Annotated in this window: 11 protein-coding genes and 1 pseudogene; 10 read left to right on the forward strand and 2 right to left on the reverse strand. The window is 57.8% G+C overall.

The genetic code is table 11. The annotated features are described in order from the left end of the window. The first annotated feature begins 10 nt into the window (after positions 1-10). From NKI52_RS22680 to cysQ, 7 genes are all read left to right on the forward strand, one after another. The gene (locus NKI52_RS22680; RefSeq protein WP_352699701.1) at positions 11-2,395 is read left to right on the forward strand and encodes a GumC family protein; all 2,385 of its coding nucleotides are present in this window, start codon (positions 11-13) and stop codon (positions 2,393-2,395) included. Next, positions 2,361-3,542, forward strand: a complete 1,182-nt coding sequence (locus NKI52_RS22685; RefSeq protein ID WP_352699703.1) for a tetratricopeptide repeat protein — start codon at positions 2,361-2,363, stop codon at positions 3,540-3,542. The genes NKI52_RS22680 and NKI52_RS22685 overlap by 35 nt, the downstream gene beginning before the upstream one ends. Before the next feature lie 50 nt (positions 3,543-3,592). Next, positions 3,593-4,900 (forward strand): O-antigen ligase family protein, encoded by a 1,308-nt coding sequence (locus tag NKI52_RS22690; protein WP_352699705.1) that lies wholly within the window; start codon positions 3,593-3,595, stop codon positions 4,898-4,900. A gap of 605 nt (positions 4,901-5,505) precedes the next feature. Continuing rightward, positions 5,506-6,576: a dTDP-glucose 4,6-dehydratase gene (gene rfbB, locus NKI52_RS22695; RefSeq protein WP_352699707.1), complete on the forward strand. Its 1,071-nt coding sequence runs from the start codon at positions 5,506-5,508 to the stop codon at positions 6,574-6,576. Positions 6,577-7,372: 796 nt separating this feature from the next. Continuing rightward, entirely contained in the window at positions 7,373-8,278 is a 906-nt protein-coding gene (gene cysD, locus NKI52_RS22700) for a sulfate adenylyltransferase subunit CysD (RefSeq protein ID WP_352464033.1), read from the forward strand. A gap of 2 nt (positions 8,279-8,280) precedes the next feature. Continuing rightward, on the forward strand, positions 8,281-10,218 hold the full coding sequence (gene cysN / locus NKI52_RS22705) for a sulfate adenylyltransferase subunit CysN (RefSeq protein ID WP_352699709.1): 1,938 nt from the start codon (positions 8,281-8,283) through the stop codon (positions 10,216-10,218). Positions 10,219-10,228: 10 nt separating this feature from the next. After that, a complete protein-coding gene (gene cysQ, locus NKI52_RS22710) occupies positions 10,229-11,017 on the forward strand; it encodes a 3'(2'),5'-bisphosphate nucleotidase CysQ (RefSeq protein WP_352647368.1) in 789 nt (262 codons plus the stop codon). Positions 11,018-11,289: 272 nt separating this feature from the next. On the opposite strand, the gene NKI52_RS22715 is transcribed toward cysQ, so the two are convergent. After that, complete coding sequence (locus NKI52_RS22715) at positions 11,290-12,111, reverse strand: class I SAM-dependent methyltransferase (protein ID WP_352647288.1); 822 nt, start codon at positions 12,109-12,111, stop codon at positions 11,290-11,292. 445 nt (positions 12,112-12,556) lie between these two features. Between NKI52_RS22715 and NKI52_RS22720 the strand changes: the two genes are divergently transcribed. After that, positions 12,557-12,802 carry a type II toxin-antitoxin system VapB family antitoxin gene (locus tag NKI52_RS22720; protein WP_254820584.1) on the forward strand — a complete coding sequence of 82 codons (246 nt, stop codon included), beginning with the start codon at positions 12,557-12,559 and terminating at the stop codon, positions 12,800-12,802. A gap of 147 nt (positions 12,803-12,949) precedes the next feature. Here NKI52_RS22720 and NKI52_RS22725 read toward each other — a convergent pair whose 3' ends face one another. Then, positions 12,950-14,536, reverse strand: coding sequence for an adenylate/guanylate cyclase domain-containing protein (locus tag NKI52_RS22725; RefSeq protein WP_352699711.1), 1,587 nt, complete (start codon positions 14,534-14,536; stop codon positions 12,950-12,952). 323 nt (positions 14,537-14,859) lie between these two features. Here NKI52_RS22725 and NKI52_RS22730 point away from each other — a divergent pair. Both NKI52_RS22730 and NKI52_RS22735 read left to right on the forward strand, forming a co-directional pair. After that, positions 14,860-15,044, forward strand: a pseudogene (locus tag NKI52_RS22730) (inositol monophosphatase family protein); the annotation flags it as partial. 166 nt (positions 15,045-15,210) lie between these two features. Beyond that, positions 15,211-15,444 (forward strand): DUF6429 family protein, encoded by a 234-nt coding sequence (locus tag NKI52_RS22735; RefSeq protein WP_352508779.1) that lies wholly within the window; start codon positions 15,211-15,213, stop codon positions 15,442-15,444. Positions 15,445-15,578 lie beyond the last annotated feature (134 nt).

The following is a 15,578-nucleotide window of genomic DNA, read 5'->3' on the forward strand; positions in this document are numbered from 1 at the left end:
ACCTCCGACCATGCTCGATCGCAACAGGCAGCATCAAATAGCAGGTCCAGGACACGGTCAGGCCCTCTCCGCCGACCTGTATTATGACGGTGCGCAGAATTATAGCCCTTACGGTCGCGACTATTCGGAGCAGGAACAGGGCTTCAATCCGCTCAAGCTGCTCTTTTACGTCGTCCAATACCGCTGGCTGATCGCAATGATGGCGGCAGCCGGACTAATTGCCGGCGTCATTGTTACGATGATGCAGACGCCGAAATATCAGGCAACAACGCAGTTGGAGGTAGTGGTTCCCTCGGCCAAGGTCTTCCAGGACATCGAGGTGGTTTCTGAAAACGCCGACATACGGGCATTTCTGACTGCCCGTGAGAAGTTGAAGAGCCGCGCACTGGCGCAGCGTGTGGTGTTTCAATTGGGACTTGGCGAAAAGCCAGACTTCCTCTTTCCGACGCCGAGTTTCTCGCTCAGCAATATTTTCTATCGTGCTTTCGGAATCTCAAAGACGCCTTCTGTTGAAGAAACGACGCCGGAGAAACGTGAGAACATCGCAATCAAACGCGTTCTTGATGACCTCACGGTTAGTCTAGTCACCAACACAAGTCTGCTGTCGATCACGTTCGTCGATCAAAATGCAAAATATGCGAGCGATGTCGCCAACCAGGTCGCCCAAAGCTTTATTGATCAACGCCTCGATCAAACCGGCGAGACCTCTGATCTGGCAAGGCAATTCATCCAGGAGCAGGTTCTGCAGGTGAAGCAAAAGCTCCAGAAATCGGAAGAGGATCTGGTCGCTTATGCGAAGGATGCCGGCATCACAATAACCGGTGACGACAAGTCGCTGATAGGGTCGAACATCGAGGCGCTGAACACCGCCCTAGCGACTGCGATCCAGGACCGTCTCGATGCAGGGCGGGTAGTGGACCAGGTAGATAAAGGCCGCGGTTCGAGCTTGGCGCCCGTTCTGGAAAGCGAAGGTCTGCAGAAACTCAGTGAAAAGCTGGCAGATTTGACCAGCCAGTACCAGCAGAAGCTGGGCATTCTTAAGCCCGGCTTTCCCGAAATGCAGCAGCTTCAGTCACAGATCAAGGAGTTGCAACGCCTCTATAACAACGGCGTGCTTGCCATAACGGATTCACTGCGGCTGAAATATCAGGAGGCGCAGAACAAGGAGGCCGATCTGAAGGCCAAACTTGCTGAGATGGAAAAACAGCAGGTTATCTTCAACGACAAGAACATCAAATATACAATCCTGAAGCGCGAGGTCGATTCGAACCGGTCGCAATATGACAATCTTATTGCCAAGCTGAATGAGGTTGGTGTCAGCTCTGAGCTCAAGACGCAAAGTGCCGCGATCGTAGATTTCGCAACCGTACCTGATCGCCCTTATTCTCCGCGCTTGACCATAAACGTTGCGATCGCCCTCGCACTTTTCATGGTTTTGAGCGCCTCCGTTATCTATGTCATCGAGCTGATGAATAACACCTTCACCAATCCCGAGCAGGTTGAAAAGGAGCTGGGCCTAGCGATGCTCGGCATCTTGCCGCTCGTCGATGAGCGGGAACTCATGGCCAGTATCGCCGATCAGAAATCCGGACTGTCGGAGGCCTACCGCTCGCTTCGGACCTCGTTGCAATTCTCCGGCGCGGAAGGCGCGCCACGGTCGCTGGTCGTCACGAGTTCTGAGCCTTCGGAAGGTAAGTCGACCACGTCGTTCAAGCTCGGGCAGGATTTTGCATCGCTCGGCGCAAGAGTTCTCATTGTCGACGGCGATCTTCGAAAACCGAACCTTCATCGCCTATTTGGTCTGGACAACACGATTGGGCTGAGCAATCTGCTGACAAACACCGTTCGCAAGGACGATCTCGCTAGCATCTTCAGGGCGACGAAATACCCCAATGTGACCGTTCTAACTTCTGGAACGATCCCTCCAAATCCTGCGGATCTGCTCTCTTCACCGAAGATGGCTCTGATCATAACCAATCTCGGTAAGCGCTTCGATCTTGTCATCATCGACGCGCCGCCGATCGTCGGCCTTTCGGATGCTCCTATTCTGAGCCGGCTCGCCGAGGGCACGTTGATGGTCATCTCGACAAATCAGGTGACGCGCAAGTCGGCCAAGACCGCGTTGAAGCGCCTGCGGGCTGCTGGCGCGAACGTGGTCGGAGCCGCGATGTCAAAGTTTGCGGTGAACAAGTTCGACTACAACTACGCCTACAAATACATGAACTATCAGTATTACAACTACGGCACGGAGACGAGTACTCCAAAGATTGAGGGCAAAGTCGATGATGGAGCAAGCCAGCCCGCTTATGCAAAGTCTCCGACATTCAGTCGTTTGGTTCGTCGCGTCCGTTCTAGTGTTGGTGGCTTCCTCGATCGGGCTAAGTCGATTTCTTGAAACAGAAACACCGGCTCTTTCTCTTGCGCTGGATCCGTTCAACGTCGACGCATTGATAGCTGAAATCACCAGTGACCTGAACGATACGAAAAACGCTTCCGATCTTGATTCATCGCTTGACAGGGCCAGAGGCGCGCTCGCTTTTAATCTGGCGGATGCGCGTCTGTACAGCCTGATCGGTGAAATCAAATACCGGCAAGGCGAAAAAGACGGGGCCTATGCACTCTTTGACCAAGCAAGAAAACTGTCCAAGACAGAAATCCATGCGCTGCAGAGATCCATTACCCGCGCGGTCGAAACGGCTGACTTGTCAAAGGCCGTTGGCGAGATCGATATTTTGCTGCGGCGATGGCCGGACCAGTTTTCAGCGGTCGCTGATGCCTTGCCGGCAATTCTCTCAGATCCTGATGGATACCAAGCCGTGCTGACGGCCATTCGGGCCGAGGCGCCCTGGAGAGCCAGGCTATTCGCGACTCTTAGCAAAACTCCCGAGGGACTCGATTTCGCAAATCGGCTTCTGCTCGATTTGCTCGGGTCAACGGCACCGCCGAAGCCGAGCGAACTGTCCACTGTGATCAGTGGCTACATCCTTCAAAAGAAATATGAACCAGCTTATCGGCTGTTTTTATTCAGCCTCTCTGATCAAGAGCGGAAGTTGGGGGGGTACATTTTCAATGGCACGTTCGAACCGCTGGCGAGCGGCAGGCCTTTCGACTGGCAACTCCGCGATCAGTCGGGGTTGGAAGTTACATTTGCGACATCCCAACATGCTGTGGAGGGTGAGGGCGGGGCGACGGTCCGCTTCTTGAATACGCCGGTCAAGGGCATAGCTCTTGAGCAATACGTTGCGCTGCCGCCCGGCTCCTACAAGATTTCGCTGACTGCCTCGGCAAGGAATCTTAAGCTTCCAAAGGATTTGTTCTGGTCGATCAGATGTGTTGACCCGGCGGGAGAAATAGCGCGATTCAACATTCCGGAGGGAACGTATAATCGTCAAAAGCTGAGCCGGGATTTCTCGGTCGGACCGGCTGCGTGCCCATTGCAGTTGCTGAGGCTGCAGACTGCCGCCATTGCCGAGAGCTGGCGGTTTCGATATGTCGGTACATTGATAATGCACCAGTTGAGCATCGAGAGAGTTCCATCTTGAACGACCGGTCGTCGGAATGGGATAAATATCTTCTCGGATCGGTGTTGTGCATGTCACTGCTGATCGGCGGTGGGACTGCGAGCGGCCTTTACACGGACACTCTGATGGAAGTCGCTGCAATTATCGCGGCGGCGGCCGTCTTCACCCAAACCGCTGGCCAAAAAAGCCCCCGTTCGGTTCTGTGGATGTTGGCTTTCGCCGTGGGGTTGACTGTTCTACAAATCGTGCCACTGCCTGCGGCCATATTCGACGGGTTGCGGCCAGAGCCGCTGCTCGGAGATCCTTGGGTTGGAGAAAACCGATTTCGCTTCATTAGCCTAGGGGTTGGCCGCACGGTTGAATGTCTGCTTTACCTTTTGGCCGCAGTGGCGTTTTTTCTAGCCATATTGCGTCTGCGTGCTGACCAGGTCGGCGCGCTTCTTCCGTTCTTTTTCACAGGCGTCGTCTGCAATGGTTTGGCTGGGGCGATTCAATATTCGCTCTCTGATGACATCGCTATTGTCGGGCTGTTGCCCTTTACGATTAATGCCGGGCTTTTTGCCAATGTGAATCATTTTTCGGCTTTGCTTTTTGTGACTATTCCCTTCGTTGTCTACTACGGTCTGTTCCGCGGACATCTTCTGTCCGGATCCTTCGGCTTGATAGCGCTTTTGCTGCTTCTTTTGGCAGCCGGCTCCCGCGCTGGTGTTCTGATTGGACTGGCGATAACCGTATTGTCCGTCATCTTTCTTTCAGCTCGTTCCAGAGTGAGTGGATTTAGTATTCTCCTGATTTTCATAGGGCTTTCGGCCTACACGATAGGCGCTTGGACTAAGATCGATGCAGAAGTGGTCGATCCGGCATTCGGGCGAGGAGAATTTGCCCGCACCACAATAGAGGGAATCAAGGGAAATTGGGCGACAGGTGTCGGTTTCGGCAACTTTCAGCAGGCTTATCAAATATACGAGAGGGAAGGCATGATTTTCAAGAACTATGTGAACCATGCCCACAACGATTACCTTGAGATAGCCTTTGAAGGTGGGATGCCTGCTATTGCTCTGATGATAGGATACTTTATCTTGCTTTTGGCAGCATTGATTAGGGCTCGCCGCGATTCTCTTCAGAAGGCGGCATTTCTCTCAGTATCTTTTCTTCTCATTCACTCGTTGGTTGACTACCCGCTGCGAACCGAGGCGCTGGCGATGACCTTTGCCTATATGAACGCCATCATCTTCCACAAAGGTTTTGCGGAACGTTTGAGCCGCAAAAGTGAGGTGATCGAGATCGACCACAATGGTGACAAGCTGTTTGTTCCTTTAGAAGGTTCGAGGATGTCACCACCTTCGAGGATGTCACCACCTACGGCCGCATCGCTTTAGCGATGCTCGACTGCAGTCAGCCGTCGGTTTCCTCGCTGCTTGGGATCAGACCACTCGGTCTCGAAGGCATGCTGGAAATCGTGCAGAAATGATTCGGGGTGCTCGGGGCTTCTTCGCCAAAACGTACAACGAGAACGGTTTTCAGACTTGGGCCTGAACGCTGTTTGGTCTAGGCCCATCACTCCTGTTCGCCACCACAGATGTGTTGAGGGAGCTTTGCCATCAATTTCCACCACATGCTCAGGACATGCAGTCGCGTGTCGTCCGAAGCGATGTGCTTGACCGTGCGGTCGGTATGGACGCAGCTCAAAACATTCGGAAAACGGATGGCACGACAGATTTCCGCGGAAAGGGCAATCAAATCCTGGGTGCGGAAACTCTTTGCGCACGGTTTCCTCGCCCTCGCCCTCGCCCTCGCCCTATGGATGTCGCCGATACCTATTTGCCGAAGCATTGCGAGCAAGCTGTTTCATCGAGGACCCTGCCATCCGCGTCGGATGGCCCGTGATGGCTGGCGGAGTTCTAATTTTGAATGACGTCGAGGCGTCGACGGTATTCACCGAGCTGTTCGCATGAGCGGCTTGCGATTGCATTAGGAGGGTGGCATGAACTTTCTCGTAACCGGGGGGGCCGGCTTTATCGGCTCGGCAGTCTGCCGGCATTTGTGCAGCAATCCGGCCCATCGTGTGACCAATCTCGACAAGCTTACCTATGCTGGAAATCTCGCTTCACTTAGATCGATAGAAAACGCCTATAATTACAGATTCGAATACGCCGACATTTGTGACGCGAGGGCGATTCTAGACGTACTAAATCGCGATGAAATCGACATTGTCATACATCTGGCCGCCGAAAGCCACGTCGACCGGTCGATCGTTGGACCTGCTGCCTTCATCGAGACCAACATAGTTGGAACCTATCAAACGCTGAATTCGGCGCTGGAATATTGGCGCGGACTCCCCAGCGAGAAAAGACGCCGGTTTCGCTTCCTCCAGGTTTCGACCGATGAAGTGTTCGGCGATCTACCCTTCGACGGCAGTGTCTTCACCGAACAGACACCCTATGCACCATCCTCGCCCTATTCGGCGTCAAAAGCTGCATCCGATCACCTGGTGCGCGCATGGTACAAAACTTACGGCCTGCCAGTCTTGGTGTCGAACTGCTCGAACAATTACGGTCCTTTCCAGTTTCCCGAAAAATTGATCCCGCTCGTAATTTTGAATGCGATCGACGAGAAAACGCTGCCGATCTACGGCAGGGGCAGCAGTGTGCGCGACTGGCTTTTCGTCGACGATCATGCACGAGCCTTGGACATGGTCGCGACGCGAGGTTCAGTGGGCGAGAGCTACAATGTCGGAGGTGGCTCGGAGCGCACCAACCTCGCGGTGGTCGAGGCGATTTGTGACATTCTCGACAACAGACGGCCACGGCCCGGCGGCCGGCGGCATAGTGACCTGATTGCCTTCGTCCCTGACCGTCCGGGCCATGACCGTCGCTATGCGATCGACGTCTCAAAGATCCGGGGCGATCTCGGCTGGGCGCCGCGCGAAAGCTTCGATGGCAGTCTCGCCAGGACGGTCGATTGGTATCTCCAGAACGAATGGTGGTGGGGGCCGATCCGTCACGACCGCTATGCCGGCGAGCGACTTGGCGAAGTGCGCAAGGGGGCTGCGTGAGGCATGTCGTTGTAAGGCGACGGCCCAAGTAGTCAGAAGCTTGGTCGAGCCTGCCCAGCTGCATGCAGAATTCAAGCTCACTGCAGTCGCCCCGGTGATCCGGTCTGGCGAATTCGGAACGATCGCTCCGGCGCTGGCGGCCATCCGATCTCGTCGTTCCTCCTGACCTGACCCGCCTCGATCAGGCCGAAGGTGAACTCGAGCTTGCCCTAGCCATTAATCATTAATCATTAATCGCCCGCTGCTACCCCAGTTGCTGCAGGGCTCGACCGGCCTGATAGTGACCCGCAAATAAGCGTAATCCTCAACTCTCATCGCGGCCACCGGCAGATCAGATTCGCAATTGCGGGCCAGTGTTGGAAGATTGGGGCAGCGAAATCGCTTTTCGACACGCCCCCTCTGCCTTTGCGAAGATTAGCGGCTGGGATGGTTTCGACCGAGCCAAAGGCGACACACCAAAGCCGGTGCCGGCTCTTGGCTCTTGGAGCGTGCCATAACCAGATCAGCAGATCAGCGGCCTTACAGTCGCCTTCAACGGTCCAGGCAATATTTCCCCGCCCCTTCAGCATGCCCCGGCTCGCTGAGCAGAAATTTCCCAGTTTACCCATCTGCATGGAAAATTCATTCCCGAACCATTCGGCCGCTGGCTTGTCTTGCATTGTTCTGGGCAGGAACGATCTGCTAGAACGCCCGCACGAGAATAGATTGTCCGGAAGTGCAGTTTGAATCGGGCGGCTGAAGGTCGCCTCCGATGCAGGCCCTTCCGTGGATCGGTACGAAAGAACGCTCGCAGTCCATGAACATCGCACTTACGCACCTTCAGCGGCTTGAGGCCGAATCCATCCATATTTTTCGCGAGGTGGCCGCGGCTTTCGCCAAGCCGGTGATGCTCTATTCGGTCGGCAAGGATTCGTCCGTGCTCATGCACCTGGCCATGAAAGCATTCTATCCGGCCAAGCCGCCCTTTCCCTTTCTCCATGTCGACACGACCTGGAAATTCCGCGAGATGATCGCCTTTCGCGACCAGATGCAGCAAAAGCTCGGCTTCGACCTCCTGGTCCATGTCAATGAAGACGGTGTGCGCGACAACATCAACCCTTTCGACCACGGCTCAAACACCCACACGCATGTGATGAAGACGGTGGCGCTGCGCCAGGCGCTCGACAAATACGGGTTTGACGCAGCCTTCGGCGGCGCCCGTCGCGACGAGGAGAAGTCGCGCGCCAAGGAGCGGATCTTTTCGTTCCGCAATGCCCAGCACGTCTGGGATCCGAAGAACCAGCGGCCGGAGATGTGGAAGATTTTCAACACCCGCATCGCTGCCGGCGAATCGATCAGGGTGTTTCCACTGTCGAACTGGACCGAGCTCGACATCTGGCAATACATTCTCCAGGAAGACATCCCGATCGTGCCGCTGTATCTGGCCAAGGAGCGGCCGGTCGTCGAGCGCGACGGCATGCTCATCCTGAGGGATGACGAGCGCATGCAGCTGCGGCCCGGCGAAACAGTGGAAAACCGGATGGTGCGGTTCCGCACGCTCGGCTGCTATCCGCTGACCGGCGCGATCGACTCGGAAGCCGACACTCTGGAAGCGATAGTCGGCGAAATGCTCACGGCGCGCACTTCCGAGCGGCAAGGTCGCCTGATCGACCGCGACGAAGCCGGCTCAATGGAAAAGAAGAAGCGCGAGGGGTATTTCTGAGTATGCGCCACATCATGGCCAAGAGCCTCGCCCCAACCGACGGCGTCCGTGACTATCTGGCGGCGCAGGAACGAAAGTCGCTGCTGCGCTTCCTGACCTGCGGCTCGGTCGACGACGGCAAGTCGACGCTGATCGGGCGTCTGCTTTCCGATACCAAGCAGATTTTCGAGGACCAGCTGGCCACGCTCGAGCGCGATTCGCGCAAGCACGGCACCACCGGCGACGACGTCGACTTCGCGCTGCTGGTCGACGGCCTCGAGGCCGAGCGCGAGCAAGGCATCACCATCGACGTCGCCTATCGCTTCTTCGCCACGCCAAAGCGCAAGTTCATCGTCGCCGACACGCCCGGCCACGAACAATACACGCGTAACATGGCGACGGGTGCATCGACGGCGGATCTCGCCATCGTACTGATCGATGCCCGCCAGGGCGTGCTGCGTCAGACCAGGCGGCATTCGATCATTGCCTCGCTGCTTGGCATCCGCCACATTGTGCTCGCCGTCAACAAGATCGATCTTGTCGGCTTCGACGAGGCGGTTTTTGAACGGATCGTCGCGGATTACGCACAGTTCTCACGTGAACTCGGCTTCCAGACGATCGTGCCCATTCCGATGTCGGCCCGTTATGGCGACAATGTTACCGGCCGTTCCGATAGGACGGACTGGTATTCCGGCCCGACGCTGATCGAACATCTCGAAACGGTCTCGGTCGACGAGGCCGCGGTCGAACTGCCGTTCCGGTTTCCCGTCCAATATGTGAACCGTCCAAACCTCGATTTTCGCGGCTTCGCCGGCACCATAGCGTCCGGATCGGTTGCGCCGGGCGACGAGGTGGTCGTCGCGAAATCCGGCAAATCCTCGCACGTCAGGCGCATCGTTTCGCATGGCGGCGATCTTCAGCAGGCTATTGCCGGCCAGGCCATCACTCTTGTCCTCGATGACGAGGTGGAAGTCTCGCGCGGCAATATGCTGGTATCGCCGGCAGCGCGGCCGCAGGTCGCTGACCAGTTCACCGCCAACATCGTGTGGTTCGACGAACATGCGCTGCTGCCTGGCCGCTCTTACATCCTGCGCACCGAAACCGACCAGACCAGCGCCACCGTCACCGACCTGAAATACCGCGTCAACGTCAACGACTTTGCCCATGAGGCGGCCAAGTCGCTTGAAATGAACGAAGTCGGCATCTGCAACATCTCGACGCGGTCGCCGATCGCCTTCGATCCGTTTGCCGAAAACCGCACCACCGGCGCCTTCATCCTGATCGACCGCATCACCAACGCCACGGTCGGCGCCGGCATGATCCTGCATTCGCTGCGCCGCGCCGAAAACATCCACTGGCAGTCGCTCGATGTCGGCAAGCGCGCCCGCGCCGATATGAAAAACCAGCGGCCGGCCGTGTTCTGGTTCACCGGGCTTTCGGGCTCGGGCAAGTCGACCATCGCCAATCTGTTCGAAAAGAAGCTGTTCGCCACTGGACGCCATACGTACATTCTGGATGGCGACAACGTCCGTCACGGCCTCAACCGCGATCTCGGCTTCACCGACGCCGATCGTGTCGAAAACATTCGCCGCGTCGCCGAAGTCGCGCGCCTGATGGCCGACGCCGGGCTGATCGTCATCGTGTCGTTCATTTCGCCGTTCAGCGCCGAGCGGCGCATGGCGCGCGAATTGATGGCCGACGGCGAATTCGTCGAGGTGTTTGTCGACACACCCTTCGAGGAATGCGCCAGGCGCGATCCGAAGGGCCTTTATGCGCGGGCGTTGAATGGCGAGATCAAGAATTTCACCGGCGTCGATTCACCGTATGAGGTGCCGGAAAAGCCCGAAATCCATCTCAAGACACTCGGCAAATCCGCCGAGGAGATGGTGGACGCCCTGGAACACTGGCTGATAGAGCGCGACATTGCCGAAGACCAATATGATAGCGGCGGCGGTATCTGACGACGAAGCGATGCTCGCCGTCTTCGAGCACCTTGCCTTGGCGGCAGGGCGCGAGGTGATGCGTGTCTTTCGTGTCGGCTGTGCGGTCGACAGCAAGTCGGACAGTTCGCCAGTGACGGAGGCGGATCGCGAGAGCGAAAAGATCATCCTTGCCGGGCTACGCGCCGCATTTCCAGAGATTCCATGCGTGGCAGAGGAGGAAGCCTCTGCCGGCATCATGGCGCCGGATCTCGGCGACGCCTTTTTCCTGATCGATCCGCTCGACGGCACCAAGGAATTCGTCAACCGCCGCACCGATTTCACTGTCAACATCGCGCTGGTTCGCCATGGCGTGCCCGAGATCGGCGTCGTCTTCGCGCCTTGCACCGGCCGCTTCTTTTCCGGCCGGCCGGGCAAAGCGGAAACGATCGAGATCAATGACGACTACGAGATCGTCGATCGCCAGCCGATTTCGGCAAGGGCCGGTATGGTGCCGCTGACCGTCGTTGCCAGCCGCTCCCACAACACGCCGGAAACCGACGCCTATATCCGCGCGCTTGGCGCCGCCGAGATCGTCTCGGTCGGCTCGTCGCTGAAATTCTGTCTCGTCGCCGGCGCCGAGGCGGACGTGTATCCACGCTTCGGCCGCACCATGGAGTGGGATACGGCCGCGGGCGATGCGGTGCTACGCGCTGCCGGCGGCATGACGCGCACGCTGGATGGCGAGCCGCTCGCTTACGGCAAGCGCAACCAGAGCGATGACGAGGATTTCGCCAATCCGCATTTTATCGCCAGCGGCAAGGCTGCTCAATCCCCATAGACCTTGGTTGCGCAAACCAAAGGACCGCGTCAGACCTGACCGGCGTTCTTCGGATGCACGACCTATCGCCTCCGGTAAGCGCAGTTCCAGACCGGTGTGAAAGCGCAGGTGTGACGGTGTGACACTAACTGCTGGCCGCGATCAGAGCTTCTCGGATCGATGATCGAATAGGGAAATTGGCTGTCGGAATGTGCAGCGTGACGCGATCCGCGATGCGCTTGCCCACAGTAGCGATGATCGCCACCAAGGATGGCGTCGGGAACTTCGCGCTCTCAATCCGAATTGTGTTGCTCGGGCCGTTCGGCGATAAAGAGAGTATCGGGGAGAAGCCCAAGACGCTCGCGATCGGCGGCAGGTATACGGTCTGAATGTATTCGAGCGACCGTAAAACCCACGTCCTCGATACGCTCCTTGATATCGGGTCCGTAGGCTCGCGCGTGATCTGATCCGCCGAAGCGCTCGTCGCGCTCGCTCCGTGACATGGATGGCGTCGCTTCGAGCGTTTGACGATAGATAAGCGGTACTTGGATCCAGACCTGTCCTCGAGGCTTAAGGGATGACCAAACTTGCCGAAAAACATGCCGATCGTCAGGGACGTGCTCCATGACATGACACAAGACGACAATATCGAGATCGCTGGTGCCGTTCATGTTCATTAGGTCAACCTGCACGGTATCGGGGCCGTACCGTCCGGGCTCGATATCGCCTTTAATGAGGTTGCCCGCCTGAGATAGTCTCTTTGAAAGCCCCTTCTCGCTCGGCGCAATCTGGAGAATTCTAAGCGGTCCCGCCGGAAGCCCGAGAAGCTTACGGTCTAGAGCACAAATCAAAAACCGCTCACGATCCAGGGCATGACAAAGCGGGCAAATAAGCGTGTATCGCCCGAAACGGTAAAAAGCCGCCACACCGCGATCGCAAGCATTGCAGTGATGAGCCTTCCTCGTCGGGAGGAGTGTCAGGGTGAGGGCTCTCAGCCAATCTCCGTACGAATCAAGTTTGCGTGTGACCCGCCGCGTTGTGATACGATCAGCATAGCTGCGAAAAAGAGATAGAAGTCGGCTTCCTCGAGCGTTGTTCCACGATGGTTTCAGCATGTCGGCCTTCTAAGGTTTTTGACCCGAGGACCGATAATTAGCGCCCCCTGATATAACGTCGAGTCAGCGGAGCAGCAGGAGATTCGCCCCGTCATGGCATCGACCGTGATATCGAGCAGACCGGCGATCTCAGCCAGCGGCTCGTCAAGCACCGGTCAAGTCCAGACCCAAGCCGATCTCCAATCCCAATACAGGATCGGCAACCTCACAGATCGCGGCCACTCCCGAAAGGTATCCGGAAACGATCGCTTACCGATCAGATATGCTCGGGGTCTGTAAACAACAGGGTTACGGTCCCCATCCAGCCTGCGGCAAGCGAGGCGCAGCCGCCAACTCGGTCGGTTGGCGTGGCCGATTCCGTTGGTGACCCTTCCGGTCGACGCTCCCCGGACCTTCACACGGTGTGCTATATACCGATGCACTTGAACGGCTATACGAGCGAGTCATGGCGTTCCACATCAAAAATCCCGAGACCGACGCACTGGCCCGCCGGGTCGCCGCACTTAAAAGGACTGGTCTGACAGAGGCCGTCCATGCCGCGCTCAAGCATGAGCTTGAGCGCGAACAGGCTAGACCGTCCCTCGTAGAGATCGGCGTCAGGTTCTGCCGTGATCTGCGAGCCCGGGGCAAGCCTGATCACGGCAGGCCCGCCGACAAGGCGTTTCGCGACAGCCTGTACGAGAATGACTGATGTTCATCGACGCCTCGGCCCTGACGGCGCTGATGACCAACGAGGATGATGCGCGCGAACTCCTGGCCGGGACCCGGCGCGGCTGAACGGTGTTGAACCGGACTTTACTTGGCTGGCCACGGTCCAGATTGGATCACGTTCAAGAGCCTAAAATGCGGCGGGCTTGCTTCGGATGGTTAAGGCCAGGAGCGCCTCCGAAAGTCGTTTCTTCGCCCGCTCCACCCCGTTCTCGTCGATTGCCTCAACATCGAGGAACAAGTCGAGACCAGTCGCATGCTCGCTGATGACCTGAGGGCGCTGGGCGAGTTCACCCAGGAGGCCCTCGACTTCGTAGGGGACAACCTCCCGGCTGATCCCCTTCATGGCAATCGGTGCTAATGGACGCGCCCGGACAAGGTCGCGCACGAGCGCGTAAGTCTCATAGCTGAGGCAGATGCCGCCGGGCTCGGCAATCGACTGCAGCCGGGCCGCCAAGTTCGCCTCGGCTCCAATGATCGTGTAGTCCATCCGATCGTCGGAACCGAAGTTCCCAACATTGCAATAGCCCGTGTTGATGCCCATGCGAGCTCGGAAGGGCCGTTCAACTCCGCGGTCATGCCACACCCTGTTCAACTGCTCCAGCCGACGCTGCATGTCGACAGCCATGCGCAAGCAGGCTCTCGCGTCTTCCTCGACGCCTTGCGTCTCGGGGTCTCCGAAGAACACAAGAAGCGCGTCGCCGATGAACTTGTCGACGGTGCCGCCGTGTTTGAGCGCGATCGTCGACATCTCGGTGAAGTACTCGTTGAGGAGAAGCGTCAGGTCCTCAGGCTGGAGCCGTTCCACGATCGCGGTGAAATCCTTGACGTCGGAGAAAAAGATCGTGAGCTTCTTGCGCTCGGTCGCGATGGTGACGTCCTTCTGGCCGCTGAAGATGCTTTTGTAGATTTGAGGCGAAAGGTATTTGGCGATCTTCAATGAAATCGCGGCCAGGAAGTCGTTTGCCTCCGAAAGCTCCTTGTTGATGCCCTGAATCAACGCGGACTGCCGACGCTGCAGGAGAATGAACGTCAGGCCCGCCGCCGCCGCGAAACCGAAATATAGGAGCAGATACTTGAAGGTCAGCACGTTCGCAGCGATAGGCTGATTGATTGATATCTCCTGGATCCCTCGGACATCCCCTACCTTCCAGTCCGTCTTGGGGCTGTCCGGGTGTGAGTTATGGCAGGTCACGCACACTTGTCCCATTACAACAGGGGCCGCGGCGCGGACCTGCCGGTCAAACAGTGAGCCCGAGACCTCGATGATCGGCTCCTTCGGGTTGGCGCGCAAAGCCAAGATTGCATTCCGCTCGAACGCATCGAGCTGGTGGGGCGCGCGACCTTTGAAAGGCAGATCCGAGACGAACCGATATTTGACCGAGCCGTCGTGAGCGCTGATGCGCTTGCCGAGTTCGATCGAGAGGGTTGCTGGAATAGGGATCGCGCCTGGGACGTCCCGGTAGTTGTGCGTCGCAGTCACGGCGCCGTTAGCTTGCAGCACGCGTCCCACGACGTCGCTGCCGTAGAATCCGCGCATTTCGTCGATGATGCGGCTGATTTCGCTGGCTTGCCTGCGCAGCATCCGTTCCGACAGGTCTCGGAGGTCGAGCCAGGCTGCGACGGGCAGACCGACAAGGCCGATGACCACTGCCGCCACCAGGAGCGGTCCCATGGTGCGCTGCTGACGCGCAATCTGTTCACCCAGTCCAGCCATTGTGCAAGCGCCCGGCCGTCTTAGTATGTGAACTATAGCTCATTCCCGGCAAGGTACCAGAGTCAGTCTTGGCTCGATGAAAACACGTCAGCCCTGCAATTCGGAACGACCTTGAGCGGTTGTTGCGAAGCCCCGACCCTCACAGCGGATTTCGCATTCTGGCGCTGGACGGGCAGTGAATCAGTGAAGGGATGTCGCAAAGTCGGTTGTGGCCCGGAATGCGCTCCGCGATTAACCGCTCAGGGGTCAAAAATTCACCTCTGGCAAGGTTGAGACTTCTGCGGTCGGAGAGCGGGTCGGAAAAGAAAGCGTCCCGCAAAACGTATCCGCGCTTCGGCCGCACTATGGAATGGGACCCTACGGCGGGTGACGTGGTACTGCGCGCTGCCGGCGGCATGACGCGTACGCTGGACGGTCAGCCGCTCGCCTGCAGCGCAACCAGAGCGACGACGAGGATTTCGCCAATCCGCATTTCATTGCCAGCGGCAACGCTGCTACGGCCGCTTAGGCATCATGATGAACTCCAATCCCGTTCCCGGCTCGTCGCCCCCCAATGACGCCGTCGCGGATGCGACGCCTGAGTGAGGCACTTGTTTTCAGGCGAACGCTCGTGGCAGGGAGCAACCATCCGGTGTGGATCGTGCAGCGGCGCTTTCGCGTGTTAAACTGCTTGCATGGAGATCGACACCGACAAGATCGACGATGCCGTTATGGGCCTGCTTTGGCTGACGCTGCATGAAGAGAGGCGCGCCTGGAAGGGGTTGGATTGGAATGCTCTGGATCGCTTGCACGAGAAGGGGCTGATCGCGAATCCGGCAAACAAGGCGAAGTCAGTGGTTCTGACAGATGAAGGACTGCGGCGTGCTGAGGAGCTATTCCGAACCCTGTTCACTCGCCCGGCGCCCTGAGCCAGAGCGCTGGACGGGCGCCTGCGAGCTGATAGCGCACATGGCTGAATTTCAACACCGGCGGCGCGCTGACCGCAGGCGGGACGGGCAGTGCTCTCGCCGTGGCGGCCAAACTCGTCTTCGTCACCTACGCC

Source organism: Mesorhizobium sp. M0590 (assembly GCF_040320905.1).
GTDB lineage: Bacteria > Pseudomonadota > Alphaproteobacteria > Rhizobiales > Rhizobiaceae > Mesorhizobium.